At 69.6% G+C, this 25,597-nt stretch carries 24 protein-coding genes and 1 pseudogene; 11 read left to right on the plus strand and 14 right to left on the minus strand.

Features of this window, described 5'->3' with window-relative positions; translation table 11 throughout:
* The first annotated feature begins 37 nt into the window (after positions 1 to 37).
* The gene (locus tag ACSDQ9_RS04395; RefSeq protein ID WP_435144104.1) at positions 38 to 940 is read left to right on the plus strand and encodes a hypothetical protein; all 903 of its coding nucleotides are present in this window, start codon (positions 38 to 40) and stop codon (positions 938 to 940) included.
* Here the strand turns inward: ACSDQ9_RS04395 and ACSDQ9_RS04400 are convergent.
* Together ACSDQ9_RS04400 and ACSDQ9_RS04405 are read right to left on the minus strand one after the other, a co-directional pair.
* Positions 906 to 1,505, minus strand: coding sequence for a flavin reductase family protein (locus ACSDQ9_RS04400; RefSeq protein ID WP_435144107.1), 600 nt, complete (start codon positions 1,503 to 1,505; stop codon positions 906 to 908). The genes ACSDQ9_RS04395 and ACSDQ9_RS04400 overlap by 35 nt on opposite strands.
* 195 nt (positions 1,506 to 1,700) lie before the next feature.
* Positions 1,701 to 2,548: pseudogene (locus tag ACSDQ9_RS04405) on the minus strand (aldo/keto reductase).
* Here ACSDQ9_RS04405 and ACSDQ9_RS04410 point away from each other — a divergent pair.
* The 3 genes from ACSDQ9_RS04410 (at position 2,442) to ACSDQ9_RS04420 (ending at position 4,496) form a co-directional block, all read left to right on the plus strand.
* The gene (locus ACSDQ9_RS04410) at positions 2,442 to 2,663 is read left to right on the plus strand and encodes a hypothetical protein (protein ID WP_435144956.1); all 222 of its coding nucleotides are present in this window, start codon (positions 2,442 to 2,444) and stop codon (positions 2,661 to 2,663) included. The pseudogene ACSDQ9_RS04405 and the gene ACSDQ9_RS04410 overlap by 107 nt on opposite strands.
* A gap of 76 nt (positions 2,664 to 2,739) precedes the next feature.
* Entirely contained in the window at positions 2,740 to 3,411 is a 672-nt protein-coding gene (locus ACSDQ9_RS04415) for a ThuA domain-containing protein (protein WP_435144109.1), read from the plus strand.
* Positions 3,408 to 4,496, plus strand: a complete 1,089-nt coding sequence (locus ACSDQ9_RS04420) for a Gfo/Idh/MocA family protein (protein WP_435144112.1) — start codon at positions 3,408 to 3,410, stop codon at positions 4,494 to 4,496. Before ACSDQ9_RS04415 ends, ACSDQ9_RS04420 begins: the two co-directional genes overlap by 4 nt.
* A gap of 164 nt (positions 4,497 to 4,660) precedes the next feature.
* Here ACSDQ9_RS04420 and ACSDQ9_RS04425 read toward each other — a convergent pair whose 3' ends face one another.
* From ACSDQ9_RS04425 to ACSDQ9_RS04435, 3 genes are read right to left on the minus strand one after another with little or no spacing between them, the layout of a single operon-like run.
* Entirely contained in the window at positions 4,661 to 6,721 is a 2,061-nt protein-coding gene (locus tag ACSDQ9_RS04425) for an ABC transporter ATP-binding protein (protein ID WP_435144115.1), read from the minus strand.
* Positions 6,718 to 8,454 (minus strand): ABC transporter ATP-binding protein, encoded by a 1,737-nt coding sequence (locus ACSDQ9_RS04430; RefSeq protein WP_435144118.1) that lies wholly within the window; start codon positions 8,452 to 8,454, stop codon positions 6,718 to 6,720. The genes ACSDQ9_RS04425 and ACSDQ9_RS04430 overlap by 4 nt, the downstream gene beginning before the upstream one ends.
* Positions 8,454 to 9,062 carry a TetR/AcrR family transcriptional regulator gene (locus ACSDQ9_RS04435; RefSeq protein WP_435144121.1) on the minus strand — a complete coding sequence of 203 codons (609 nt, stop codon included), beginning with the start codon at positions 9,060 to 9,062 and terminating at the stop codon, positions 8,454 to 8,456. Before ACSDQ9_RS04435 ends, ACSDQ9_RS04430 begins: the two co-directional genes overlap by 1 nt.
* Before the next feature lie 187 nt (positions 9,063 to 9,249).
* Here ACSDQ9_RS04435 and ACSDQ9_RS04440 point away from each other — a divergent pair, with 187 nt between their 5' ends.
* A complete protein-coding gene (locus ACSDQ9_RS04440; protein ID WP_435144124.1) occupies positions 9,250 to 10,179 on the plus strand; it encodes a pirin family protein in 930 nt (309 codons plus the stop codon).
* 157 nt (positions 10,180 to 10,336) lie between these two features.
* Complete coding sequence (locus tag ACSDQ9_RS04445; protein WP_435144127.1) at positions 10,337 to 10,999, plus strand: HAD family hydrolase; 663 nt, start codon at positions 10,337 to 10,339, stop codon at positions 10,997 to 10,999.
* 15 nt (positions 11,000 to 11,014) lie between these two features.
* On the opposite strand, the gene ACSDQ9_RS04450 is transcribed toward ACSDQ9_RS04445, so the two are convergent.
* The 3 genes from ACSDQ9_RS04450 to ACSDQ9_RS04460 form a co-directional block, all read right to left on the minus strand.
* Entirely contained in the window at positions 11,015 to 11,644 is a 630-nt protein-coding gene (locus ACSDQ9_RS04450) for an MBL fold metallo-hydrolase (protein WP_435144130.1), read from the minus strand.
* Positions 11,641 to 12,726: an S-(hydroxymethyl)mycothiol dehydrogenase gene (locus ACSDQ9_RS04455; protein WP_435144133.1), complete on the minus strand. Its 1,086-nt coding sequence runs from the start codon at positions 12,724 to 12,726 to the stop codon at positions 11,641 to 11,643. The genes ACSDQ9_RS04450 and ACSDQ9_RS04455 overlap by 4 nt, the downstream gene beginning before the upstream one ends.
* Before the next feature lie 185 nt (positions 12,727 to 12,911).
* Positions 12,912 to 13,862 (minus strand): heavy metal-binding domain-containing protein, encoded by a 951-nt coding sequence (locus ACSDQ9_RS04460; protein ID WP_435144136.1) that lies wholly within the window; start codon positions 13,860 to 13,862, stop codon positions 12,912 to 12,914.
* Positions 13,863 to 14,019: 157 nt separating this feature from the next.
* On the opposite strand from ACSDQ9_RS04460, the gene ACSDQ9_RS04465 reads away from it, so the two are divergent.
* From ACSDQ9_RS04465 to ACSDQ9_RS04475, 3 genes are read left to right on the plus strand one after another with little or no spacing between them, the layout of a single operon-like run.
* Complete coding sequence (locus ACSDQ9_RS04465) at positions 14,020 to 15,486, plus strand: lysine--tRNA ligase (RefSeq protein WP_435144922.1); 1,467 nt, start codon at positions 14,020 to 14,022, stop codon at positions 15,484 to 15,486.
* Between the two features lie 25 nt (positions 15,487 to 15,511).
* Positions 15,512 to 16,120: a DinB family protein gene (locus ACSDQ9_RS04470; RefSeq protein ID WP_435144139.1), complete on the plus strand. Its 609-nt coding sequence runs from the start codon at positions 15,512 to 15,514 to the stop codon at positions 16,118 to 16,120.
* A complete protein-coding gene (locus tag ACSDQ9_RS04475; RefSeq protein ID WP_435144142.1) occupies positions 16,117 to 16,494 on the plus strand; it encodes a VOC family protein in 378 nt (125 codons plus the stop codon). Before ACSDQ9_RS04470 ends, ACSDQ9_RS04475 begins: the two co-directional genes overlap by 4 nt.
* Positions 16,495 to 16,504: 10 nt before the next feature.
* Here ACSDQ9_RS04475 and ACSDQ9_RS04480 read toward each other — a convergent pair whose 3' ends face one another.
* Entirely contained in the window at positions 16,505 to 16,792 is a 288-nt protein-coding gene (locus ACSDQ9_RS04480) for a cell division protein CrgA (RefSeq protein WP_435144145.1), read from the minus strand.
* Positions 16,793 to 16,916: 124 nt separating this feature from the next.
* On the opposite strand from ACSDQ9_RS04480, the gene ACSDQ9_RS04485 reads away from it, so the two are divergent.
* Both ACSDQ9_RS04485 and ACSDQ9_RS04490 read left to right on the plus strand, forming a co-directional pair.
* Positions 16,917 to 17,735, plus strand: a complete 819-nt coding sequence (locus ACSDQ9_RS04485) for a DUF881 domain-containing protein (RefSeq protein WP_435144147.1) — start codon at positions 16,917 to 16,919, stop codon at positions 17,733 to 17,735.
* Between the two features lie 120 nt (positions 17,736 to 17,855).
* Positions 17,856 to 18,488: an aminodeoxychorismate/anthranilate synthase component II gene (locus ACSDQ9_RS04490; protein ID WP_435144149.1), complete on the plus strand. Its 633-nt coding sequence runs from the start codon at positions 17,856 to 17,858 to the stop codon at positions 18,486 to 18,488.
* 3 nt (positions 18,489 to 18,491) lie between these two features.
* On the opposite strand, the gene pknB is transcribed toward ACSDQ9_RS04490, so the two are convergent.
* The 5 genes from pknB to ACSDQ9_RS04515 all read right to left on the minus strand — a co-directional run bounded on the left by pknB (position 18,492) and on the right by ACSDQ9_RS04515 (position 25,596).
* Entirely contained in the window at positions 18,492 to 20,636 is a 2,145-nt protein-coding gene (pknB, locus tag ACSDQ9_RS04495; RefSeq protein ID WP_435144150.1) for a Stk1 family PASTA domain-containing Ser/Thr kinase, read from the minus strand.
* 112 nt (positions 20,637 to 20,748) lie between these two features.
* Positions 20,749 to 22,182, minus strand: a complete 1,434-nt coding sequence (locus tag ACSDQ9_RS04500; protein ID WP_435144152.1) for a peptidoglycan D,D-transpeptidase FtsI family protein — start codon at positions 22,180 to 22,182, stop codon at positions 20,749 to 20,751.
* Entirely contained in the window at positions 22,179 to 23,654 is a 1,476-nt protein-coding gene (locus ACSDQ9_RS04505) for an FtsW/RodA/SpoVE family cell cycle protein (protein WP_435144154.1), read from the minus strand. Before ACSDQ9_RS04505 ends, ACSDQ9_RS04500 begins: the two co-directional genes overlap by 4 nt.
* Positions 23,654 to 25,093 (minus strand): PP2C family protein-serine/threonine phosphatase, encoded by a 1,440-nt coding sequence (locus ACSDQ9_RS04510; protein WP_435144925.1) that lies wholly within the window; start codon positions 25,091 to 25,093, stop codon positions 23,654 to 23,656. Before ACSDQ9_RS04510 ends, ACSDQ9_RS04505 begins: the two co-directional genes overlap by 1 nt.
* The gene (locus ACSDQ9_RS04515; RefSeq protein ID WP_435144156.1) at positions 25,090 to 25,596 is read right to left on the minus strand and encodes an FHA domain-containing protein FhaB/FipA; all 507 of its coding nucleotides are present in this window, start codon (positions 25,594 to 25,596) and stop codon (positions 25,090 to 25,092) included. The genes ACSDQ9_RS04510 and ACSDQ9_RS04515 overlap by 4 nt, the downstream gene beginning before the upstream one ends.
* Between the last annotated feature and the right edge of the window lies 1 nt (position 25,597).

Here is a 25,597-nt window from a genome sequence, read left to right on the forward strand (position 1 = left end):
CTGGGACGAATCGAGGCCCGGCGACCACAACTCAGGTGTGACCTCTCGAACCGAACTCGACCACCTGTTCGCCACCCAGGTCGTGGTGGCCTCCCGCGAATGCCTGCCCCGGCAGCGCCGCATGCTCTCGCGCCTGCTGGCCGAGGGCGCCATCAGTCGGGTTCTCCCTGGCATCTATGCCCCGACCGGGGTGGCCGCCGACCTCCACGTGCGGTGTGCGGCCGTCCAGAAGTGGGATCCCGACGCGGTGATCTCGGGGCTGGCCGCCGCCAAGCTGTCGTTCTGGCCCGAGGCGCGGCCGCGGCAGATCGAGGTGAAGAGCCAACGCAAGCGCCGCGGCCCCGCCTGGATCAGGGTCTCGCGTGCGAGCGTCCCCGACGAACACGTCATGGTCAGGGAGGGCCTGCGCCTCACCCGAGCAGCCTGGACCGCGGTCGAGCGTGCCGCCCACGACAACGGTGACGCCATCGACAACGCCCTGCGCCAGCGCGTGGTCAAGCTGCCCGACCTGCGGCAGGCATGGTCCGACCACTGCCGACGCCGCGGGAATCCGGTCCGCCGGTCGGTGATCCGCGACTCCCGTGACGAGCCGTGGTCGCAGGGCGAGCGGCGCCTGCATCGGGAGCTCCGATCGTCCGGGGTGAAGGGGTGGGTGGCGAACCACTGGGTGCAGCTGAGCAACGGGCGGGCGGCGCTCGACATCGCGTTCCCAGCGCTGGGGCTGTATCTCGAGTTCGACGGGTTCGGCACGCATGGCGACCGGCGTGCGTTCGAGGCCGACCGCGATCGTCAGAATCGCATCTACGTGGAGTTGGGTTGGACCTGTCTGCGGATCACCTGGGCGATGCTCGAGGACCCTGCCATGGTGATCGGGCTGATCAGGCGTGCCATTCGCCGGGCGCGCGTCACCGCGAGGCGTGCGAGGCGCCGCCACCCTTGAGGTAGTGGCCGCGCACGTGGTGCAGGGGCTCCGGGTCGTCCCCGAGGTGGATCTTGCGGGCCACGCAGGTGACCTGCAGCGACCAGCCGACCTCGACGGCCGCCTCGAGTTCGACCCCGGCCCAGGTGGCTGAACTGGCCAGATGGGGACCCCACGGCGTGGCCTCGAAGTCCGCCGCGGCGAAGGGCCCGCCGGGTGCCGGCGCCAGCCCTGCGAAGACGTCGGCCAGATGTCGATCGGGCCAGTCGATGAGGTTGACCGCGGCCGTGCCGGTCGAGCGCAGGCGATGGGTGAGAGCAGCGTCGGGGTCGAGCAGGGCGATCAGTCGCCAGGGGTCACCCGCGGCCACCATCATCGAGCTCACGGTGAGCCCAGCGGCCTGCTCTGCGGGCGCCGGTGCTGCGCCGCTCGCGGGGGATGAGAGGCGCTCCGACAAGGTCAGATCGCTGGCCTCGGGAAGGGTGCCGCTGGTCCAGATGCTGACCCGGGCGCCCAGTCGTCCGCGCAGTTGGCGGCCCGCATCGCGCTGTGAGTCCAGAAATGGGTGGGAGCTGTGGATCGTCATGGCCCCCTCAGGCTAACCGCGAGCGCGACGCGGCTGCATCCTGTCCGCGAGGGGGGCACCTGGCGGCACCTCAGGGCGGCACCGGGCGGCGAGCGGCGGTGAGGTGACGGCCGGTCCAGAAATGGTCGCCGGCGGCGCGAATCGTCGCGAAACCGCTCCGTCGGCGCCTCCAGCGACCATTTCTGGACCGCGCGGTCAGAAGCCTGCTGGCAGTTGCGGGGTGTAGGGCCCCTCGAGGGCCGCCACCTCGTCGTCGGTGAGGCGCAACTCGAGCGCTGCGACGGCGTCGCTGAGGTGGTGAGGCTTGGTCGCGCCCACGATCGGCGCCGTCACCACGGGATTCCGCAGCACCCACGCCAGCGCCACCTGGGCCATCGACACCCCGCGCTCGCCCGCGATCTGCTCGACCGCCGTGATGATCTGCTCGTTGCCGTCGCCGAAGAAGCGCTTCCCGACGGGATCCACCGATCCGCGAGTTGTTCCGTGCTCGCCGAACGGCCTTGCCAGACGCCCCTTCGCGAGCGGGCTCCACGGAATCGCCCCGACTCCCTGGTCGGCGAGCAGCCCGAACATCTCCCGCTCCTCCTCGCGCTGCAGCAGGTTGTAGAGGTCCTGCATCGAGACGAACTTCGTCCAACCGTTCAGCTGCGCCGTGTACTGCATCTTCGAGAACTGCCAGGCCCACATCGACGAGGCACCCAGGTAGCGCACCTTGCCCGCCTTCACGACGTCGTGCAGCGCCTCCATGGTCTCTTCGACCGGTGTGTTCGGGTCGAATCGATGAATCTGGTACAGGTCGACGTAGTCGGTTCCGAGCCTTGTCAGCGAGGCATCGATCTGCTCCATGACGGCCTTGCTGCTCAGCCCCTTCCCACCCGGACCGTCGTGCATGCCGAAGTACAGCTTGGTCGCCAGCACCACGTCTTCACGTTGGCCGTGTCCCACAGGGTGATCCCCAACTCGACCGCCTGCCTGAAGAAGGGCGCCGACTCCTCCTCCGACAGCGACCACTCGCTGAAGCCACGGTGGTCGCCGAAGCTCATGCAGCCCAGGGCAATCCTGCTGACGGTCAATCCGGACGAGCCGAGGCGGGTGTACTCCATGGTGATTCCTTTCCTGAGGCGTGATCCCATCCTCGTCCGCCACAATCACGCCTGAGAGGCACCGCCGCTACCTGCCTGCCCACGTGGCGATCCGGCCGCCGGTTGAAACGATTCGATGCTTGGATCGTGAGGTGACTTCCACCGCACAGACCAAGCTCGCCCTCGTCGTCCGCGGCGGTTGGGACGGGCACCACCCCGTCGCCGCCACCGACCTGTTCGTCCCGTTCCTCGAGTCCGAGGGCTTCGAGGTGATGATTCGCGACTCCACCAGCGCCTACGCCGACGCCGACCTGATGGCCCGGGTCGACCTCGTCGTGCAGTGCATCACCATGTCGACCATCGAACCGGACGAAGTGGCCGGCCTGCGTGCCGCCGTCGAGGCGGGCACTGGCCTGGCCGGGTGGCACGGGGGCATCGTCGACTCCTTCCGGGCCTCGTCGGAGTACCTGCACCTGACCGGCGCGCAGTTCGCCTGCCACCCGTCGTCGTCGAACCGGCACACCATCGAGATGCTGCCCGCGGCCGCCGACCACCCCATCACCCGGGGCATTCCCGACTTCGAACTCGACACCGAGCAGTACTGGATGCTCGCCGACAGCTACATCGACGTGCTGGCCGTGACCACCCAGACGGCCTCGCCCGGCGACCCGTGGCAGCGTCCCGTGACCTCGCCGGCCGTGTTCACCCGCCAGTGGGGCCAGGGTAAGGTGTTCGTCGCCACCCCCGGGCACGATCCCGAGGTGCTGCAGAACGAGCACGTCAACACCCTGGTCAAGCGCGGACTCCTCTGGGCGGCGCGATGAAGCTCGGCATCCTCGGCCTCGGGAACATCTCTGGCCAGTACCTGGCGCAGGTGCCCAAGCTGGCCAATCTCGAGTTGGTGGCCGTCGCCGACCTGCGTCCCGAGGTCGCCGCCGACGTCGCCGGTCGCCTCGGCGTGCGGGCGCTGACGCCGCAGGAACTGGTCGCCGACGATGAGGTCGAGGTGGTGCTCAACCTCACCATTCCCGCCGCGCACGCCCCCACGACCATCGAACTGTTGCGCTCCGGCAAGCACGTCTACCAGGAGAAGCCGCTCGCCCTCACCCCGGACGAGGCCGCCGCCATGCTCGCCGCCGCCGATGAGGCGGGGGTGCGCCTGGGAGTCGCTCCCGACACGGTGCTCGGCACCGGCGTGCAGACCGCTCGGGCCGTGATCGATGCCGGCGAGATCGGACGCCCGATCAGCGCGATCGCCACCTTCGGCTGTCCCGGGCACGAGTTCTGGCACCCCAACCCCGCCTTCTACTACCAGGCCGGCGGCGGGCCGATGCTCGACATGGGCGTCTACTACCTGACCGCCCTGGTCACCCTGCTGGGGCCGGTCGAGTCGGTGGTGGGCATGGCCTCCCGGACGAGGTCGCAGCGGCTGGTTCCCGAGGGCGCCCCGCGTGCCGGGGAGACGCTCGAGGTCGAGGTGGACACCCATGTTCAGGCCCTGCTCCGGCATGCCAACGGCACGCTGACAACGGTGATCACCAGCTTCGACCAGGTCGAGACCAGCCTTCCGCGCATCGAGGTCTACGGCGAACAGGGGTCGCTGCGGGTGCCCGACCCGAACGGGTTCGGTGGGGCTCCGCTGCTGCTCACCCTCGAGCGCCGGGAGTGGGTCGAGGTGCCCGATCGGGCCGGCTTCGTCGACGCGGGCCGCAGCTACGGGCTCTCCGACCTGGTCAGCTCCATCGAGCGGGGGCGGGCGGCGCGGCAGTCGTCCGAACTGTCGGCCCACGTCTTCGAGGTGATGGACGCCATCCTCGCCAGCGCCCACGGCGATCGCGTGGTCACGCTGGCGACGACGTGTGATCGACCCGCGCCGGTGCCGCTGGGGTCGATGCCGGCCGACGCCTGATCGCCCGCCTGCCCTCGCGGCGGCGTGCCCCACATCCAGAAATGGCCACTCGAGGGCCCCTGCGCCGGAAAACCGGCACAACGGGCCCTCGAGTGGCCATTTCTGGACGAGCGGGAGGCGGGCGACCCGAACCGGGCGCCCGCCTGCACGCCAGAAGCCGTCGATCAGCTGTGGTCGGTGCGTGCCCCCGGCTGCGCATCGCCACCGCCGGGGCCAGCCATCGCCAACTCCTCCTCGCCCTCGACCACACCGGCCGCCGCGAACTGGCTCTGGTACAGCTCGAAGTAGTGCCCGCGGCTGTGCAGCAGCTCGTCGTGGGAGCCCTGCTCGACGATGGTGCCGTGCTCCATCACCAGGATCACGTCGGCGTCGCGAATGGTCGACAACCGGTGGGCGATCACGAAGGACGTGCGACCCGAGCGCAGCGCGTTCATCGCCTGCTGCACGAGCACCTCGGTGCGGGTGTCGACCGACGAGGTCGCCTCATCGAGAATCAGCAGCGCCGGGTCGGCCAGGAAGGCCCGCGCGATCGTGATCAACTGCTTCTCACCAGCGGAGATGTTCGATCCCTCGTCGTCGATCACGGTCTCGTAGCCGTCCGGCAGCGAGTGCACGAAGCGCTCCACGTAGGTCGCCCGCGCCGCCGCCTCGACCTGCTCGTCGGTGGCGTCGGGTCGTCCGTAGCGGATGTTCTCGCGAATCGTGCCGCCGAACAGCCAGGTGTCCTGCAGCACCATGCCGAGCTTCGACCGCAGCGCCGCCCGCGGCACCGACGCGATGTCGACCCCGTCGAGGCGAATGGTGCCCCCGTCGAGCTCGTAGAACCGCATCAACAGATTCACCAGGGTCGTCTTGCCGGCGCCGGTCGGTCCGACGATCGCGACCGTCTGCCCGGGCTGCACCGTCAGGTTCAGGTCGGTGATGAGCGGACGATCCTGCCGGTACGAGAACGTCACCCGCTCGAAGCGCACCTCTCCTCGGGTGGCCGGCAGGGTGCCGTGGGCGTCCGGTGTGGTCTCGCCGGCGTCGAGCACCTCGAACACGCGCTCGGCCGAGGCCACTCCCGACTGCAGCAGGTTGGCCATCGAAGCCAGCTGGGTGATCGGCTGGGTGAACATGCGCGAGTACTGGATGAACGCCTGGATGTCGCCCAGGGGGAGTCGTCCGGACGCGACCATCAGGCCACCCACGACGGCGATCGCCACGTAGTTCAGGTTCCCGATGAAGAACATGATCGGCATCATGATGCCGCTCAGGAACTGACCGCCGAACGAGGCCTTGCGCAGCTCGACATTGCGGCGGCTGAACTCCTGCTCGATCTCGCGCTGACGGCCGAAGACCTTCACGAGGGCGTGCCCCGAGAACGCCTCCTCGATGTGGCTGTTGAGCTCGCCGGTGGCCTTCCACATGCCCGCGAACTGCACCTGCGAGCGCTTGCCGATCAGTCCTGCGACCAGCCCCGACACGGGAATGATCAGCACCGTGATCAGCGTCAGCCACGGGCTCACCCACAGCATCATCGCCAGTACGCCGATCACCGTCAGCACCGAGTTCAGCATCTGCTGCACGGTCTGCTGCAGCGTGGTCGCCACGTTGTCGATGTCATTGGTCACGCGGCTGAGCAGCTCGCCACGCGGTTGGGAGTCGAAGTACGACAGCGGCAGCTTGTCGAGCTTCTCCGAGACGTCGCGCCGCAGCTGGTAGATGCCGCGGTTGACGATGTGGTTGAGGATCCACCCCTGCGCCACCATCAGCAGCGCCGAGGCGATGTACAACGCCAGCGCGATGCCCAGGATCTGCAGCAGCTTGTCGGTGTTGATGCCCAGCCCGGGCACCACCGGCAGCTTGGCGATGGTGTCGGCGAACTCGGTTCGTCCGGCGACGCGCAGCTGCTCGATGAGGGCTTCCTTCGAGATGCCCGCGGGCAGTTGCTTGCCGATCACCCCGGCCACAATGTAGTCGGTTGCTCGTCCGAGAATCTTCGGACCGACGACGTTGAAGGCCACGCCGACGGCGGCCATCACGACGACGAGCACGGCGGCGAGCTTGTGCTGGCCGAAGCGGCTCAGCAGCCGCTTGAGCGAGGGGCCGAAGTTGACGGCCTTCTCGTTGACCCGGCCGATGCCGGGCCCGTGCCCCTGGGCGCCGGCCTTGCGCGCGGTCTCGGCGATCTCGGAGCGCTCGTTGGCCGCTTTGGGAGCCTGCTGGTCGGTGGTCTCGCTCATGCTGCGGCCTCCTCGGCGCTCAACTGCGAATCGACGATTTCTGCGTAGGTCTCGCACGTCTGCACGAGGGTGTCGTGGGTGCCGATGCCGACGATGCGGCCGTCATCGAGGACGACGATCTGGTCGGCCTGGCGAATGGTCGAGACTCGCTGCGCGACGATCAGCAGCGCTGCGTCGTGCACCTCCCGCGCCAGCGCCGCCCGCAGCCGGGCATCGGTGGCGACGTCGAGTGCCGAGAACGAGTCGTCGAAGATGTAGACCGCCGGACGCTTCACCAGCGCTCGCGCGATCGACAGTCGCTGCCGCTGGCCGCCCGAGACGTTGGTGCCGCCCTGCGAGATGGGGGCGTCCAGACCGCCGTCCATGGCCCGGACGAAGTCCGCCGCCTGGGCGGTGGTGAGCGCGGCCCACATTTCGTCCTCGGTGGCGTCGGGGGAGCCGTGCTGCAGGTTCGAGCGCACCGTGCCCGAGAACAGGTAGGGCCGCTGGGGGACGAGCCCCAGTTGCGCCCACAGTGCGTCCGGATCGAGCTCGCGCACGTCGACACCGTTCACCCGCACCGCGCCGCCGGTCGCGTCGAACAGCCGTGGGATGAGGTTGGTCAGGGTGGTCTTGCCGGCACCCGTCGACCCGATCACCGCCGTGGTCTGCCCGGGGCGGATGGTGAAGGTGAGGTCGTGCAGCACCGGCTGATCGGCGCCGGGGTAGGTGAACTCGACGTGATCGAGGTCGACGGTGACCGGGCCCGCGGGCACCGGCTGACCGTCGGTGGGCGGCACCACGGACGAATCCGTGTCGAGCACCTCGGTGATGCGACCGGCCGAGACCGCCGCGCGCGGGGCCATGAAGATCATCATCGTCGCCATCATCACGCTCATCAGGATCTGCATCAGGTACGCGATGAACGCGGTCAGCTGGCCGACCTGCAACTCACCCGAGTCGATGCGCTGCGACCCGAACCACATCACGGCGATGTTGCTGGCGTTCATCACGAACATCACCAGCGGGAACAGCGCCACCATCAGCTGACCGACCTTGGTCTGCACCTCGACGAGTGACTCGTTGGCGTCGTCGAACCGCTTGGCCTCGTGCGGTTCCCGGACGAACGCCCGCACCACCCGAATGCCGGTGATCTGCTCGCGCAGCACGCGGTTGAGGGTGTCGATGCGGGTCTGCACCTGGCCGAACAGGGGGAAGGCACGCCACAGCAGCAGACCCAGCCCGATGCCGAGCACGAGCACGGCCGCGAGGATCACCCAGCTGAGTCCGGAGTCCTCCCGCAGGGCCATGATCACGCCGAAGACCATGGTGAACGGCGCCGAGATCATCATGATCAAGGTCATCAGCACCAGCTGCTGCACCTGTTGCACATCGTTGGTGTTGCGGGTGATCAGCGAGGCGGCGCCGAAGTGGTTCACCTCACGAGAGCTGAACCCCACCACCTGGTGGAAGATGTCGTCGCGCAGGTCTCGTCCGACGTTCATGGCGACGGTCGAACCGAGGTAGACGGCGCCGATCTGGGCGAGCACCTGGCCGGCGCTGACCACGAGCATGAGGCCGCCGTGGCGCCAGATGTAGCCGATGTCCTGCTTGAGCACGCCGGTGTCGATGATCTCGGCGTTCAGGGTGGGCAGCCACAGGGATGCCGCGACGGCCACCATCTGCAGCACCGCGACGGCGCCGATCAGGCCCCAGTACGGCTTGATGTAGCGGTTGACGAGGGAGACGAGCATCAGTTCTCCTGACGATCTGGGCGGACGAAGCCGTGGAGCATCAGCGCGGTGACCTCGTCGAGGTCGTCGAAGTGATGGGCGGCGAGGAAGGGGTGCAGCGTGGCGAGGGCGACGGTGTGGACGAGGCTCGCGGCCCGCTCGGCGGGCACGGTCAGCTGTGCCGCGAACGGGGTGAGCAGCCCGGTGATGGCGGTGGTGACCCGATCGATGCGTTCGCGATGGGCCTCGTGGGGCGGCGGTTGGTGGCGGGGAGGGCCATCGGTCTCGCGGGTGCTGGCGTGCAGCGCGGCGAAGAACATGGTCGTGGTGCGGACGTGGTCGCGCAGCACCTCGAAGACGCCGCGGACGGCCTCGTCAAGGGTACTCGGGCGCAGTTCTTCGAGGGCCGCGACGACACCCGAGGGATCGACGACGTCTTCGATGACGGCGCACATCAACTCCTGCTTGGTGGTGAAGACGCGGAACAGGGTGCCCTCGGCGATGCCGGCGGCGTCGGCGACCTGCTTGGTGGTCACCTGGCCGCCGAGCTCGAGGATCAGGGGTCGGGCGGCGGCGAGGATGGTCGCGCGCCGCTCTTCAGGGGGAAGTGCTGGGGCCCGTGGAGTCACGACGCGAGCCTAATGAGTGAGTGCTCACTCATTCAAGCGACTTTGGTCGGAGATTGGGGCGCCGGCGGTGCGGGCTCCAGGGTCGCGTGTCCAAAAATGGCCGCTCGCGGGCCGTTGGCGCAGCTTTCCGGCGCACCTTGACCGCCCGCGACCATTTCTGGACATCGCCGGCTGCCACAATCGAGCCATGAGCCAGCCGATCGAGCCCCGCCTGGTGCCGCTGGGCGGGCATCGTGCCATGACGGTGCGCCGCACCCTGCCCTCGAAGGGGCGCGCCTTCATCGGCGCCTGGTGTTTCGCCGACCACTACGGCCCCGAGCGCACCGCGATGGACGTGGCCCCGCACCCCCACACCGGGCTGCAGACGGTGAGCTGGTTGTTCAGCGGCGAGGTCGAGCACCGCGACTCCCTGGGCTCGGTGGCGCTGGTCAGGCCGGGCGAGGTCAACCTGATGACGGCCGGCTCGGGCATCTGCCACTCCGAGGTGAGCACGAGTGATGATGCCCTGCTGCACGGGGTGCAGCTGTGGGTCGCGCTGCCCGAGGCGGCCCGACACGTCGATCGCGCCTTCGAGAGCCACGCCTGCCCGCGGCTCGAGGTGGCCGCTGGCGTGGGGGTGCGTCTGCTGATCGGCAGCCTCCCCGGGTTCCCGGCCGCAACCACGACGAGCCACTCACCCCTGCTCGGCGCCGAGATCTCCCTCGATGCCGGCGCCCGGGTCGAACTGTCCATCGAACGCGACTTCGAGCACGGCGTGCTGGTCGACGGCGGCACGGTCACCGTTGACGGCCAACCCGTCACCCACGGCCAACTGGTGCACCATGACCCCGGCGCCGACACCCTTCGCCTGGCGGCAGGGGATCGCCCCGCCACCGCCATGCTGCTCGGCGGGGTGCCGTTCGAGGATGAGGTCATCATGTGGTGGAACTTCCTGGGCCGCAGCCATGACGAGGTCGAGCAGTTCGCCCGCGAGTGGAACGAGGTCGCCGACAGGTTCGGCTCCGTCGAGGGCTACCGGCCGCACCCGGGTGGGCTCGACCGCATCCCGGCACCCGCCATGCCCCCGGGACGGCTGCTGCCCACCGTGCGCCGCGGCCGCCGCAGCTCGATCACCTGATCGGCGCCGCGGTCCAGAAATGGCCACTCGCGGGCCCGATGGCGCCGAAACCGGAGCACGAGCCCGTCGAGTGGTCATTTCTGGACCGACCAGTCTGGACCGACCAGTCTGGACCGACCAGTCTGGACCGACCACTGTGGGCCCGTACGCTGGCCCGGTGACTGATCTGGGCTGGATCGCCGACACCACCTTCGCGGCAGTGCTGTTCGACATGGACGGCACCTTGATCGACTCGACCCCCGCCGTCGAACGCTCCTGGCAGACCTGGGCGCGGGAGTTCGGCTTCGACCCCGAGGGCGTCGACCACCACGGCATTCCGGCCGAGACGACGGCCCGCCGCGTGGTCGCTCCCGATCGGGTGGACGAGGCCATCGCCCGCATCAACGAACTCGAGCTGACCGACCTCGAGGGCGTCACCCTGCTGCCCGGTGCCTTCGCCGCACTCGAGGCGCTCACCGACGACCGCCGGGCCATCGCCACCAGCTGCACCCGCCCCCTGTTCGAGGCCCGCATCACCGCCGCCGGCGCCCCGCATCTGGCCCACACCGTCACCGTGGACGACGTGGCGCGCGGCAAGCCCGAGCCTGACCCGTTCCTGCGCGCGGCCGAACTGCTCGGCGTCGACCCGACCCGCTGCCTGGTCTTCGAGGACGCCGCCGGAGGGGTCACCTCGGCCAAGGCGGCCGGCTGCACCGTGATCGCGCTGACCTCGTCGACCGGCACCGCGGACGACCTCTCCCACGCCGATCTCGTCGTCGACGGGCTCGACGCCCTGCGGTTGGTGCAGGTCGCCGACGGTGTGCGGGTGACCCTTCCCTGACGGCGCCGTCAGCCCTCAGTGGCCGCGGTCGATCCACTCCTGCAGGTGCGGGGCCTCGTCCGCAATGGTGGTGGACTCCCCGTGACCGGTGTGCACCACCGTGTCGGCGGGCAGCGTCAGCAGGCGTTCCTTGATCGACTCGATGATCGTCTCGAACGACGACCAGCTGCGGCCGGTGGCGCCTGGGCCGCCCTGGAAGAGGGTGTCGCCGGTGAAGACCACGCCCAGGTCGGGCACGTGGAAGCAGCAGGAACCCGGGGAGTGCCCGGGGGTGTGCAGCACCGTCAGGTCGATGCCGGCCACCTCGATGACCTGCCCGTCGACCAGCTCGCCGTCGGGGCCGAGATCGGGGAAGACCAGATCCCACAGCATGCGGTCGTCCGCATGCAGCCACACCGGAGCCCCGAGCCGCTCGGTGAGCTCGCGGGTGGCGCGGATGTGGTCGTCGTGGGCGTGGGTGAGCAGCACCGCCACGACGCGGCGGCCGGCCACCAGCTCGGCGATCGCGGAGTCGTCGTGCGGCGCGTCGATCACCACGCATTCATGGTCGTCGCCGACCACCCAGACGTTGTTGTCGACCTCCCAGGTGCCGCCGTCGAGCGAGAAGGTGCCCGAGGTGGTCGTGTGGTCAATGCGCGCGCTCACAGTTCCACCACCGAACGCAGCACCTCGCCGCGGTGCATCTTCGCGAACGCCTCCTCGACGTCGGTGATGCCGATCCTCTCCGAGACGAACGCGTCGAGGTCGAAGCGGCCCTGCCGGTAGAGGTCGACCAGCATGGGGAAGTCGCGCTCGGGCAGGCAGTCGCCGTACCAGGACGACTTGAGGGCGCCACCTCGTCCGAAGATCTCGATCATCGGCAGCTCGACGGTCAGCTCGGGGGTCGGCACGCCGACCAGCACCACGGTGCCCGCGAGGTCGCGCATGTAGAAGGCCTGTTCGTAGGTCTCCGGACGACCCACCGCCTCGATCACCACATCTGCTCCGTGGCCACCGGTGAGGTCGCGGACGGCCTCGATCGGGTCCTGACCACGGCTGTTGACGGTGTGGGTGGCGCCGAGGCCGCGGGCGACCTCGAGCTTGCGGTCGTCCACGTCGACGGCGACGATCGTGGTGGCACCGGCGATCCGGGCGCCCTGAATGGCGGCATTGCCGACACCACCGCAGCCGATCACGGCCACGCTGTCGCCGCGGGTCACCCCGCCGGTGTTGACGGCCGCCCCGAAACCGGCCATCACCCCGCAGCCGAGCAGGCCCACGGCGGCGGCGTCGGCGTCGGGATCGACCTTGGTGCACTGCCCGGCGGCCACCAGGGTCTTCTCGATGAACGCGCCGATGCCGAGGGCTGGGCTGAGCTCGGTGCCGTCGGTGAGCGTCATCTTCTGGGTGGCGTTGTGGGTGGCGAAGCAGTACCACGGCTTGCCCTTGCGGCAGGCGCGACACTGACCGCACACGGCGCGCCAGTTGAGCACCACGGTGTCGCCGACCGCCACCTGGGTGACGCCCTCACCGACCGCCTCGACCACTCCGGACGCCTCGTGCCCGAGCAGGAACGGGAAGTCATCGTTGATGCCACCCTCGCGGTAGTGCAGGTCGGTGTGGCAGACCCCGCAGGCCTTCACGGCGACCACCGCCTCGCCGGGCCCGGGATCGGGCACCAGGATGTCGACGAGTTCGACGGGTGCTCCCTTGGATCGGGCGATCACGCCCTTGACGGTCTGCGGCATGGCTGGCCTCTCGTTCGAAAGCTGCGTCCGCCCAGTCTTTCGCATGCGGCGCCGTCCGTGTCCAGAAGTGTCCGCTCGGTGGCCGTTGTGCCGCCGAATCGTGACATGGCGACGCCCAGTGGCCATTTTTGGACCACTGGGCGACCTGCCAAGTGCGCGTCGAGAGTTCGGACGAGCGTCGCCGCTCAGGAGGGCCGCTGCTCCTCGGCCTCACCCGACAACGGGGGCTGCTCGACCGGTGCCCACGGGTTGGTCGCCTGCGCCTGCCCCAAATCGACCTGTCCAGAATCGGTCGCGCCCGAATCGACCTGTCCAGATTCGGGATGGCCGGACTCAGCGTGTCCAGAATCGGACTCAGCAGGCTCGCCGTGTCCAGAATCGGACGCAGCGGGCGCCGGGGCGTCATCGGCCGGGCTCGGGTCGGACCCCTCCAGGGACTGCGCCGGGCTGCTGGTGAACGGGTTGGGCTCCTCCGCGACGGCCTCGAGGGTGACCGCGGTGCCGTACGCGGCCACCTCGGAGGTGCCGTCGTTGACCTTGCCACCGTCGAACCGCAGACCGACGACCGCATCGGCGCCAGCCTGCTTGGCCATGGCGACGAGGGCGTCGACCGCGTCCTGACGGGTGCCGGTGAGCACGGCCGAGAGGTCGGCACTCGGGCGCATGTCGCGCGGACGGGTGACCACCCCGATCACCTCGCCGAGCACCTCAACCACGGTGCGGCCGGGGAGGGTCTCGGTGGTCACCACCGGCAGGTCACGCTCACGGAAGGTGGCCTTGCGGGGCTCGGGCTCGGGCACCGGGGTCGCCGGCACGGGCTGCGCCGGTGGCGCCCCGAACTGCTGACCGGGCTGGCCGGGCTGTCCGTGCTGCGGGCCTCCCCACGGCTGGCCCTGCGGTGCTCCCCACCCTGGCTGCTGCGGCTGGTTCCACCCGCCTGGCTGCGGCTGCCCCTGCGGTTGACCCTGCGGCGGACGCTGCCCCGGCTGCCCGCCCCACTGACCCGGCTGGCCGGGCTGACCCGGCTGACCGGGCGGCTGGGCCGAGGGCTGGTGCTGCGGCTGACCGTACGCCGGCTGGTTGGGGGGCTGCTGGCCATACGGATTCTGGCCGTAGGGGTTCTGACCGTAAGACATGCCCCCACGATAGAACCCGGACGAGCCACCCGCCCCGACAACTGACGCGACCGTCGCCGCCCGCGCTCGATAGGCTGTCGGGGTGACCGATCAGACCACCGCCACCAGCGCCCCAGCCGACACCCCGGAGCTCACCGCTGCCGAGGTCAACGAGCAGATGCAGGTGCGCCGCGACAAGCGTGAGCGCATTCTCGCCGCCGGCGGTCAGGCCTACCCGGTCGACCTCACCCGCACCCACACGCTGGCCCAGGTGCGGGCCACCTGGGGCCACCTCACCGCCGGTGAGGAGACCACCGACGAGGTCACCATCGGTGGCCGCGTCGTGTTCATCCGCAACACCGGCAAGCTCGCCTTCGCCACCCTGCAGGACGGTTTCACCCCCGCCGACAACGGCGAACGCCTGCAGGTGATGCTCTCGTTGGCCGAGGTGGGCGACGAGGCCCTGGCCGCGTGGAAGGCCGATGTCGACCTCGGTGACCACGTCTGGGTGCGCGGCCGCGTGATCGCCTCGAAGCGCGGCGAGCTCTCGGTGATGGCCGCCGAATGGCGGATGGCGAGCAAGGCCCTTCGTCCGCTGCCGACCCTGCACAAGGAACTCTCCGAGGAGGCGCGCGTCAGGCAGCGCCACGCCGATCTGGTGGTGCGCCCCGAGGCCCGCGAGATGGTGCGCCGCCGCGCCGCGGTCACCCGGTCGATCCGCGGAACCCTCGAGCGGATGGGCTTCATGGAGGTCGAGACCCCCACGCTGCAGCTGATCCACGGAGGGGCGGCGGCTCGTCCGTTCACCACCCACCTGAACGCGTTCGACCTGCCGATGACGCTGCGCATCGCACTGGAGCTCTACCTGAAGCGCGCCATGGTGGGCGGCGCCGACCGGGTCTTCGAGCTGGGGCGTATCTTCCGCAACGAGGGCATCGACTCCAGCCACAGCCCCGAGTTCACGATGCTCGAGGCCTACCAGTCGTGGGGCAACCAGTTCACCATCGCCGAGGTGCTGCAGACCGTCATCCGCGAGGCCGCCGAGGCCGTCGGTGGCCTGCAAGTCACCACCCCCGAGGGTGCGGTCATCGACCTGGCCGCCGACTGGCAGTGGCTGGGCGTCTACCCGGGTCTGTCCGCCCACCTGGGCCGCGAGGTCACCCTCGACACCCCGCGCGCCGAGCTCGAGGCCATCGCCGCCGAGCACGAGGTCGAACTGAAGCCCGGCATGTCCGACGGCAAGGTCGTCATGGAACTCTTCGGCGAACTGGTCGAGCCCACCCTGGTGCAGCCGACGTTCGTGTGTGACTACCCGGCGATCGCGCAGCCGCTGGCTCGTCCGCACCGCGACGACCCGCGCCTGGTCGAGGCCTGGGACCTGATCATCGACGGCGTCGAGTGCGGCACCGGCTTCTCGGAGCTGATCGACCCGGTGGTGCAGCGCGAGGTGCTCACGGCCCAGTCGCTCCAGGCGGCCGCCGGTGACCCCGAGGCCATGCAGCTGGACGAAGACTTCCTGGCTGCTCTCGAACTGGGCGCGCCCCCGATGGGTGGCCTCGGCATGGGTCTCGACCGGCTGATGATGCTGCTGTCGGGTGCCGGCATTCGCGAGACCATCCTCTTCCCGCTGCTCAAGCCCCGCTGAGGCGCCGATCGGGCAGGCTGGGGGCATGAACCCCGTACCCACACCGTCCGAAACGCTGAAGAAGTACCTCACCGAGGCCCGCAGCAGCATGCTGCAGAAGCTCGAGGGGCTGGACGAGCGCGCGCTCCGCTGGCCGCACACCCCCACCGGCGCGAACCTGCTGGGCATCGTCAAGCACTGTGCCTCGGTCGAGTTGGGCTATCTGGGTGACTGTTTCGGACGACCCAGCGGCGTCCCGCTGCCGTGGTTCGACGAGGGCGCCGAGCCGAACGCCGACTTCTGGTGCACCCCGGACGAGAGCGCCGACGACATCCGGGCCCTGGTGCAGGCCGCAGCCGACTCGACCAATTCCACCCTCGATGCGCTGCCGTTGGATGCCGAGGGGCACGTGCCGTGGTGGACGGGGCGCGAGCGGGTGACGCTTCACCAGATCGCCGTGCACCTGCTCTACGACATCTCCCGTCACGCGGGGCACCTGGACATCGTCCGCGAACTCACCGACGGCAGTGTCGGGCTGCGCGCGCCGGGCGACAACCTGCCCACGATGGACTGGCCGGCCTACCGCTCGCGGCTGGAGGAGCTCGCCGACGAATCCCAGAAAGTGTCGGAGCGCCGGGGCAGACTCGGGTCATGATCGATCACTTCGGCATCAACTGCGCAGATCTGGCTGCCGCCAGCAGGTTCTACGACGCCACCCTGGGCGTGTTGGGGCATCGGCGCGTGCTCGATTTCGGTGAGGCCATCGGCTACGGCACCGACGAGCCCGATTTTTGGATCTCCACCGGTGAGGCGGCCGGCGGCCCTAACCGCGAGGTGCACGTGGCCTTCACCGCACCCGACGTCGCGTCGGTGAAGGCCTGGTATGCGGCGGCCATGGAGCTGGGGGCGGAGTCACTCCACGAGCCCCGGCTGTGGCCGGAGTACCACGCACGCTACTTCGGGGCCTTCGTCCGAGACCCCGACGGCAACAACGTCGAGGCGGTCTGCCACACGGCGGAACCGGCCTGACGGGGGCTGCTCACTTCCAGAGCGGCGTCAGCGAGAACGCGATCGCCATCAGGCCGATGCCGATCAGAATGTTCCAGTCGCCGAGGTCGCGCATCACCGGAATGCGGTAGCCGGTGATGTAGTACACGACCAGCCAGAGCACGCCCAGCAGACCGGTGGGGATGAATGCCCACGGCACCCACGAGCGGTCGGCGGGGCCGCTGAGGCGCTCCCGCTTGGCGCGCTTCTCGGCGAGCGCGGCCTTGTCCGTGGCCTTGCGCTTGCTGGCGGCGGCGGTTCGGCTCTTCGACTCTGGCACCGGGTTCCTCCCCTGATCGTGGCGCGTCCCGGGCTGCGCGGACGCTGCAGGTAGCCTAGTCGAGACACCGGGCAGCGCCCTACTCGCCGGAGCGCCGCCGCCGCCACAGCCCCAGGGAGACCCCGTGCCCGAGCCGGACGAACTCGTCGTCGGCCGCCAGCAGCCGGTGGTGCGCTCGGTGACCCAGCGGATCGCGCGGAGCGTGCGCCGGGCGCGGGTGCGCGAGCGTCGCCGTCCCGGAACCCGACGCGGACGAGCGGCCACCTTCGGCGTCGTCGCCGTGGCCGCCCTGATGGCCACCGTCGGCGCCCTCAGTTCCCACGGCAGCGACCTGCGCGCGGGCCGCAACACCGAGCTCATCGATCTGGTGCGCACCCAGGCCGGCGTGAACCGCGACCTGCAGGGGCAACTCGGCACCCTGCGCAAGGACGTGGACACGCTGTCGAAGGTGGACGCGGGCAACCCCGAACTCGCCGCCAAGCTCGAGCAGGCCTCCATCGACGCGGGCACGGTCGCCGTCAGCGGGCCCGCCATCAAGGTCACCCTCACCGATGCGCCGCTGTCGGTGCAGCCCATCGGGGTGGACGAGGATCTGCTGGTGGTGCACCAGCAGGACATCCAGATGGTGGTCAACCTGCTGTGGGCCGCGGGAGCCGAGGCGATGACGATCCAGGGGCAGCGGGTGATCTCGACCACCGGGGTGAAGTGCGTCGGCAACTCCGTGGTGCTGCACGGCATTCCTTATGCGCCGCCCTACGAGATCGTCGCGATCGGTGACGCCGGCATGCTGTTGGGCACCCTCGACACCTCCGAAGACGTGCACATCTACCGTCAGTACGCCGACCGCTATCAGTTGGGCTGGAAGCAGGAGAACATCGGCCGGGTCTCGATGCCCGCCTACACGGGCACCACCACGCTGTCGGACGCCAAGCCCGGCTCCTGACCCCCGTCTGGGGTGCGCGGGCGCGGCGGTCCAGAAATGGCCCCTGGATCGCCGTCTGGCCCGAAAACCGGCGCCAACGGACGTTGAGTGACCATTTCTGGACATGCGCGACAATGAGTCATGCGCATCCTCGTCATCGACAACTACGACTCGTTCGTCTACAACCTGGTGCAGTACCTGTACCAGCTCGACGCCGAGGTCGAGGTCTGGCGCAACGATGACTCCCGCCTGGGCGAGGCCGGCTTCCACGAAGGCTTCGACGGCATCCTGCTGTCACCCGGCCCCGGTACCCCCGAGGACGCCGGCGCCTGCATCGACATCGTGCGCTCCCTGACCGGGACGATCCCGATCTTCGGGGTCTGCCTGGGGCTGCAGTCGATGGCGGTCGCCTACGGCGGCACCGTCGATCGCGCCCCCGAGCTGTTGCACGGGAAGACCTCGCAGGTCTTCCACGAGCAGGCCGGGGTCTTCCGCGGCCTGCCGAGCCCGTTCACCGCGACCCGCTACCACTCGTTGGCGATCGTGCCAGAGACGTTGCCCGACTGCCTGGTCGTCACCGCCCGCACCGAGTCGGGCGTGATCATGGGCGTGCGCCACCGCACCGAGCTCGTCGAGTCGGTGCAGTTCCACCCCGAGAGCGTGCTCACCGAACACGGCCACCTGATGCTCGCCAACTGGCTCGCCGACTGTGGCGACGAGGGCGCGCCGGCCCGCGGTGCCGATCTGCGACCGCTGATGACGGCCCAGGCTTGACCCTCAGCCGCCCGTACCGCTCGAACTCGCCGACGGGTCGGCGGACGACGCGTCCCCGCTCGGCGTGCTCGGAGGCGGCGTGGGCTTCGCTTTGGCCACCTCGAGGGTGACCTTGTCGGTCGGCTTGATCTCCTTGGCCTCGGCCGGATCGACCCCGATCACGGTGCCTGGAGCCGCGGAATCGGTCTCGGTCTCCTTGATCTTGACGTTGGTGAAGCCCGCCGTGGTGAGCCGATCCTGGGCCACGGCCACGGAGACGCCCACCACCTGGGGGATCGCCACCGTGTCCTTCTTGACGCCGAGCGTCACCGTGACGAACTTGTCGCGGCTCAGGGTGTTCCCGTCGGTCGGGTTCTGGTCGATGACCTTGCCCACCTCGTTGTCATTGGGGGTCGCCTTGGTGCGCACGGTGATGTCGGGGAATCCCGCGCTCTGCGCCGCGGTGCGGGCCTCGGTCTCGTCCATGCCGCTCAGGTTGGGGACGGGCGCCTCGGTCGGTGACAGGTAGATCACGACCTCCTTGCCCTCGGGCACCTCGGCTCCCTCGGCCGGGTCGGTGGTGACCACCATGCCCGGCTTCTGGGCGAGCGACTCGGGGCTCACGGGGGCTGTCTCGGTGCGGCTGGTGAACCCGGCCGCCTGCAGGGCCTGTTTGGCGACCGCCTCGGACTTGCCGACCAACCCCGACGGGATCTGGCCCGTCTTCACGCCGAGATTGATGGTGATGTCGACGGCCGTGCCCTCGTTCACCATCTTCAGCGGCTCGGGGTTCTGCTTGGTGACCTGGTTCTTGGTCTCGTCGGGGCCGTTCACCTCGGTGACCTTGCCCACCTTGAGCCCGGCGTTGATGATCTGCGACTCGGCGCTGGCCCGGTTCGAGCCGATCACCGAGGGCACCCGCGCTTGCGCCGGGGGCGGCGGGGTGTCGTCGGAGAAGACCTGCCAGGCGCCGTAACCGATCACGCCGGCCAGCAGCAGCACCAGCGCGATCACGAGCACCAGCCCGCGCCGACGCCTCGGCTGATCGTCCACCGCCGTCATCGTGCCCGTGTCGCGGCCGGCCGGCATGAACGTGCCCGTGTCGGTCACCGCCTGCTGCGTTCCGGTGGACGACGCGCCGTACCGCGGGCCACCGAGGGCAGCCGCGCCACCCGCACCCGCACCAGCCGCACCCACACCGGCAACACCCGCACCGGCGGCCGCCAGTCCGGCACCGGCCACGGCCGTCCCCATCAACTGGGTGGGCGCCGAGGCGGTGTCGGGGGAGGCCGGGGTCGTCGGCGAGGGGGCGGTCACGGGTTCACCGGCCAGCAACCGACCGATGTCCTCCCGCATGGCCCGCGCGTCCTGGTAGCGGTCGGCCGGGCTCTTGGAGAGCGCCTTCAGCGTGATGGCGTCCATCGCCGGGGTGATCTCGTGGTCGAGCTGGCTGGGCGGCACCGGCAGTTCGCGCACGTGCTGGTAGGCCACCGAGACCGGCGAGTCACCGGTGAAGGGGGGTCGTCCGACGAGCAACTCGTAGAGCAGGCATCCGGCGGAATAGATGTCGGAGCGCTGGTCGACGGTCTCACCGCGCGCCTGCTCGGGCGACAGGTACTGCGCGGTGCCGATCACCGCGGCCGTCTGGGTCATGGTGGCCGAGGTGTCGGCCACGGCGCGGGCGATGCCGAAGTCCATCACCTTGACCTGCCCCTGCGGGGTCAGCATCACGTTGGCCGGCTTGATGTCGCGGTGCACGATGCCCGACTTGTGCGAGTAGGCCAGCGCGTCGAGCACACCCGAGACGAACTCCAGCGCCCGCTCGGGCAGAATCTTGCGGCCGTCGCGCAGCACGTCGCGCAGCGTGTGACCCTGCACGAGTTCCATGACGATGTAGGGCACGTGCACGCCCGTGGAGTCGTCCATCTCTTCGCCGGTGTCGTAGACGGCGACGATGTTGTGGTGGTTCAACCCCGCCGCGGCCTGCGCCTCACGCCGGAAACGGGCCTGGAACGTGGGGTCGGACGACAGGTCCGCGCGCAGCCGCTTCACGGCGACGTCGCGGCCGAGTCGGGAGTCGCGGGCCTTCCACACCTCGGCCATGCCACCACGGCCGATCACGGAATCCAGCAGGTAGCGGCCACCGAGCAGCGTTCCTGAGCTGGTCATCGGCGTCCTCCTTCCTTGGACGTCGGCATCGGGACTGATTGTGCCTGACGTGGATGAGAGTCGGTTGAGAGAACCGGACGAGTCTGCGCGAGTGGGGGCATGCTGGGCTTCCTCATGACTGCACCGCCTTGATGACGCTGGCGGCGATGGGGCCGGCGAGTCGTCCGCCGGCGATGTCGGAGCGTTCGATGTCTGCTTCTTCGATGAACACGGCCACGGCCACCTTCGGGTCCTCCGAGAACGCCACGAACCAGGCGTAGGGCGGGCGCTTGGGGTCGGACTGCGCGGTGCCGGTCTTGCCGCCGACGACCGTGCCCTCGATCTGGGCCTTGGTGCCGGTGCCGCCCTCGACGACGCGCACCATCATCTGCTGCATCTGCTGGGCGGTCTCGGGCTTCATCACCTGCCCGATGGGGGTGGGGCGGTGCGAGCTGACCAGTTGCAGGTTCGAGCCGCGCACCTCCGAGACGAGGTAGGGCTGCATCTGCTTGCCGTCGTTGGCGATCGCGGCGACCACCATGGCCATCTGCAGCGGGCTGGCCGCGACCTCGTACTGGCCGATCGCCGACAGCGCCAGCTGCGGCTGGTCGGTCTTCGACGGGAACCGGGAGTTCACCCACGGCACGTCGGTGGTGGCCTCGTGGTTGAACCCGAACTTCTCGGCCTGCTCGGTCAGCGACTGCGACCCGAGGTCGAGGCCCAGCTGCGCGAACGCGGTGTTGCACGAGTTCATCAGCGCCTGCTCGAGCGAGATGGTGGTGTCGCCACAGTCGACCTGGTTGGTCAGCACGCGGGTCGACTGCGGCAGCCGCAGCGCCCGCTTCGAGGCGATCTGGGACGACGGCGTCAGGTTCAGCTTCTCGATGGCCGCCGTCGCGGTGACCAGCTTGAAGACCGACCCCGGGGGGTAGATCTCCTTGCTGGCCCGGTTCTTCAGCGGCCCGTCGGGGTTCTTGACCAGCGCGTTCCAGGCCGCCGTCGCCTTCGGCAGGTCGTTGGACGACAGCGTGTTCGGGTCGTAGCTCGGCAGCGACACGTTGGCCAGCACGGCGCCGGTCTCGTAGTTCAGGGCTACCACGGCACCCTTGCGCCCGGCCAGCCCGTCCCACGCGGCCTGCTGCGCCTTGGGGTTGATGGTGGTCTGCACCGAGGCACCCTTGGGTTCGCGGCCCGACAGGGTGGCGATCAGCCGGTCGATGGCCTGGGACTCGTCGGTGCCGGCCAGTTGCTGGGTGTAGTTCAGTTCCACCCCGGACGAGCCGAAGTCATAGGCGTACCACCCGGTCACGGAGGCGTACAGCTCCGGTTGGGAGTAGGTGCGCTGGTACTTGAACCGACCGCTGGTGGCCTTCGACTGCGCCAGCGGGGTGTTGCCGACCAGGATCGCGCCCCGGTCGCGGGCGAACTCGGCGTCACGGACGCGTCGGTTGCGCACGTCGCCGTTGAGGTCGGGGTAGCGCACCACCGCCGTGAAGGTGATGTTGGCCAGCAGCGCGAAGATCATCACGGCGGCCACGACGGCGACCTTGCGGATGGGTCCGTTCATGCCGTCACCCCCCCAGTGGTGGCCCCGCGCGTGGTGGCCCGCGTGGTGGCCCCCCGAGTGGCGGGCCGGGCGGTGAGCAGCTGGGTCTCGTCAGCCCGCAGATCGGTGGCGGTGGGTTCGTCCAGACTGATGGCGGTCTCGACGGGGCGGCGGGCGTGATGGCTGATCACCATCATGGCGCCGATGATCGTCCAGTTGGCGATCATGGACGAGCCGCCCTGGCTCATGAAGGGCGTGGTCAGGCCGGTCAGCGGCAGCAGTCGGGTGACGCCGCCGATGATCGCGAAGACCTGCAGGGCGAAGGTGAACGACAGGCCACAGGCCAAGAGCTTCAGGTAGGGATCGTGGCTGGCGAGCGACATCCGCAGGCCGCGGGCGACGATGAAGGCGTAGAGCATCACCACGGCCACCAGCCCGAACAGGCCCACCTCCTCACCGATCGCGGCCGAGATGAAGTCCGACTTCGCCAGCGGGGTCAGCCCGGGCCGGCCCAGACCCCAGCCTCGTCCGGTCAGACCTCCCCAGGCCATGCCGAACTGGCCCGAGATCACCTGCAGGTTCTGCTCGTAGTTCTCGAAGGGGTGCAGCCACGAGCTCACCCGCACCTTGACGTGCCCGGTGAACAGGTAGGCGCCGATGCCGCCGATGACCATCAGCAGTGCGCCGACGATCGGCCAGCCGGGGCGCTCGGTGGCGACGTAGAGCATGATCACGAAGAGCCCGAAGAACAGCAGGGCGGTGCCGAGGTCGTTCTGGAAGACGAGCACCAGCATGCAGGCCACCCACATCAGGGCGATCGGCCCGAGGTCACGCAGCCGGGGGAACTGGATGGGGCCCAACCGGAAGCCCGACAGCGCCAGCACCTCACGCTTCTCGACCAGGTAGGCGGCGAAGGCGAGGGCCAGCAGGATCTTGGCGACCTCGCTGGGCTGGAAACTCATGGGGCCGATGCGGATCCAGATGTTGGCGCCCATGGTCTCGACACCGATGCCCGGCATCAGCGGCAACAGCAGCAGCGCCACGCCGGCGATGAACAGCAGGTAGGGGAAGCGCTGCAGTCGCCGAGGGTCACGGACGAACACGATCACAGCCGCGAACAACGCCATGCCCAGGCCCGTCCAGACGAACTGCAGCGTGGCGTCATGCCTGATGGGGTCGGGAATCTGGTCGATCCGGTGGATCATCGCCAACCCGAGCCCATTGAGGGCGACCACGCAGGGCAGGATCAGCGGGTCGGCGTAGGGGGCGCGCCAACGCACCACCAGGTGGCACAGCACCGACATGCCGATCCACAGCAGGCTGACCCGCATCCAGCTGGTGGGGGCGTGGCCGTAGAGGTTGATCTCGGTGAGCAGCCAGCCGCCGAGACCGATCAGGCAGGCGAGCAGCACCATCAGCAGTTCGACGTTGCGTCGCTTGCGGTAGACCACCAGCCGGGTGGCCGCACCCGTGGGGAGGGTGGCGCTGCTCATCAGCACTCCCCGTTCGTGGTGCTCCCCGACGTGCTGGTGGCCGAGGGGGTGCCGGACGAGGCGGATGCGGTGGACGAAGGCGACGTGCTCGTCGAGGAGGATGCGCTCGCCGAGCCCGCGGGAGTCGCGGACGTCGGGGTCGCGGACGAGGGGCTGGGTGTCGGGGTCGGACTGGGTGTGGGTGTCGGGCTGGGTGTTGGCGTCGGGGCGCAGGTGCCCGCCACGCGGCGCAGCTGGTCGAGGGCGCTGGCGGCTTCGTCCGCGTTGTGCACCCGGAAGCTGGCCTGCACCCGCTCGCGGTGGTAGCGCGGCAGTTCCTGGGTGACGATGTCGGTGGACTCGTCGAGGTGGCTCAGCGGCAGCACGGGCACGTTGACGCCGCGGAAGACGCCGACGGTGCCGGCGTTGTCGGCCACGTAGTACTGCGTCTGGCTCCAGCGGTAGCCGCCGTAGCCGAGCCCGCCCAGCAGTGCCAGCACCAGCACGGTGATGATCAGTCCGCGCCATCGCCTCGGGCGCTCCAGGGTGGGGGAGTAGCGCTCGATCTCGGGGTCGGACGACTGCACGGGCCCCGCCGAGGGGGCGGGCGCGGTCGGGGTGTGCGCCGAACCGTCGTCGTGGTCGTCGGGCGCGGCGGCGGCCACCGGCTCGGGAACGTGCGGGTCGGGCAGCTCGTCCGCGGCGCCGATCACCATCGGAGCGCGGGCGTCGAGGGCATCGTCCTGGGCGACGATGCGAGCCATCGAGATGGTGATGTTGTCGGCGCCTCCGCCCTCGTGGGCGGCCCTGACCAGCAGGTCCATGGCCTCGTCGAGGTCGTCGCGGTCGAGCGAGGTGGCGATCACGTCGTCGGTGGTGAACCCGCACAGGCCGTCGGAGCAGAACAGCACCACATCGCCCTCGCGCACGTCGAGGGAGAACGTGTCGGGTTCGTGGTTGGGGTGCCCATTGAGCACCTTCAGCACCAGCGAGCGGTGGGGGTGGACGAGGGCCTCGTCCTCGGTGATCTTGCCCTCGTCGACCAGCGACTGCACCCACGAGTGGTCGTGGGTGAGGCGGGTCAGGGTGCCGTCGCGGAAGAGGTACCCGCGGGAGTCGCCGATGTGCACGATGCCAAATTGCTCGCCCGAGAAGAACCCGCCGCAGAAGGTGGTGCCCATGCCGTCGAGGCTGTGGTCGGCCGCCACCAGCCGGGTGAGCACCTCGTTGGACGAACGCATGGCGTCCCCCAGGTGGGTGATCAGGTCGCTGCTGGCGAAGCGGCCGTCGGCCCGCGCCACCTGGTGGATGGCCACCGCCGAGGCCAGGTCGCCCGCCGCGGCGCCACCCATGCCGTCGGCGATCACGAGCGCGGTCGGCGACGCGTAACCGGAGTCCTGGTTGTTCTTGCGCACCAGGCCCGTCTCGGAGTGCGCGCGGAAGTCGAGGGAGAACATCAGGCGTCGAGCCTCATCTGGGTGCGGCCGATGCGAATCACGTCGCCGGGTTTGACCGGTTGGGCCTCACGGATCAGCTGGGTGTTGAGGGCGGTGCCGTTGGTGGAACTCAGGTCTTCCAGCCACCAGATGCCCTGGTCGTCCTGCAGCAGTTGGGCGTGCCGGGTCGAGGCGTAGTCGTCGTCGAGGTTGAGTGCCGAGTCGGCGGCTCGTCCGAGACCGACCACCCCCGACAGCGGGATCGACAGCCCGGTCTGGCGGCCTTCGACCACCGTCAACCGGGTGGGCACGGTCGCAGCCTCGCCCTTGCGTCGGCGTCGGGGCGCGCCACCGCGGCCGCGGGCGACCCCAGTGCTCGAGAGGGGGGTGCTCGAGGGTCCGGCGCTCGAGGCGGTCACGCTACGTCCGAACATGTCAGCCCGGATCACCTGCGCCGCGAAGATGATGAAGGCCCACATCACGACGAGGAAGGCCACCTTCAGGGCGGCGACGACGAGTTCACTCAAA

The organism is Aestuariimicrobium soli, from assembly GCF_051192575.1.
GTDB classification, from domain to species: domain Bacteria; phylum Actinomycetota; class Actinomycetes; order Propionibacteriales; family Propionibacteriaceae; genus Aestuariimicrobium; species Aestuariimicrobium soli.

Bases quoted from the DNA above. Each gene is read 5' to 3' on its own strand.
- ACSDQ9_RS04400 (WP_435144107.1), bottom strand. From the start codon at position 1,505: ATGACGATCCACAGCTCCCACCCATTTCTGGACTCACAGCGCGATGCG.
- ACSDQ9_RS04420 (WP_435144112.1), top strand. From the start codon at position 3,408: ATGAAGCTCGGCATCCTCGGCCTCGGGAACATCTCTGGCCAGTACCTG.
- ACSDQ9_RS04425 (WP_435144115.1), bottom strand. From the start codon at position 6,721: ATGAGCGAGACCACCGACCAGCAGGCTCCCAAAGCGGCCAACGAGCGC.
- ACSDQ9_RS04430 (WP_435144118.1), bottom strand. From the start codon at position 8,454: ATGCTCGTCTCCCTCGTCAACCGCTACATCAAGCCGTACTGGGGCCTG.
- ACSDQ9_RS04440 (WP_435144124.1), top strand. From the start codon at position 9,250: ATGAGCCAGCCGATCGAGCCCCGCCTGGTGCCGCTGGGCGGGCATCGT.
- ACSDQ9_RS04455 (WP_435144133.1), bottom strand. From the start codon at position 12,726: ATGCCGCAGACCGTCAAGGGCGTGATCGCCCGATCCAAGGGAGCACCC.
- ACSDQ9_RS04460 (WP_435144136.1), bottom strand. From the start codon at position 13,862: ATGTCTTACGGTCAGAACCCCTACGGCCAGAATCCGTATGGCCAGCAG.
- ACSDQ9_RS04465 (WP_435144922.1), top strand. From the start codon at position 14,020: ATGCAGGTGCGCCGCGACAAGCGTGAGCGCATTCTCGCCGCCGGCGGT.
- ACSDQ9_RS04470 (WP_435144139.1), top strand. From the start codon at position 15,512: ATGAACCCCGTACCCACACCGTCCGAAACGCTGAAGAAGTACCTCACC.
- ACSDQ9_RS04475 (WP_435144142.1), top strand. From the start codon at position 16,117: ATGATCGATCACTTCGGCATCAACTGCGCAGATCTGGCTGCCGCCAGC.
- ACSDQ9_RS04490 (WP_435144149.1), top strand. From the start codon at position 17,856: ATGCGCATCCTCGTCATCGACAACTACGACTCGTTCGTCTACAACCTG.
- pknB (WP_435144150.1), bottom strand. From the start codon at position 20,636: ATGACCAGCTCAGGAACGCTGCTCGGTGGCCGCTACCTGCTGGATTCC.
- ACSDQ9_RS04500 (WP_435144152.1), bottom strand. From the start codon at position 22,182: ATGAACGGACCCATCCGCAAGGTCGCCGTCGTGGCCGCCGTGATGATC.
- ACSDQ9_RS04505 (WP_435144154.1), bottom strand. From the start codon at position 23,654: ATGAGCAGCGCCACCCTCCCCACGGGTGCGGCCACCCGGCTGGTGGTC.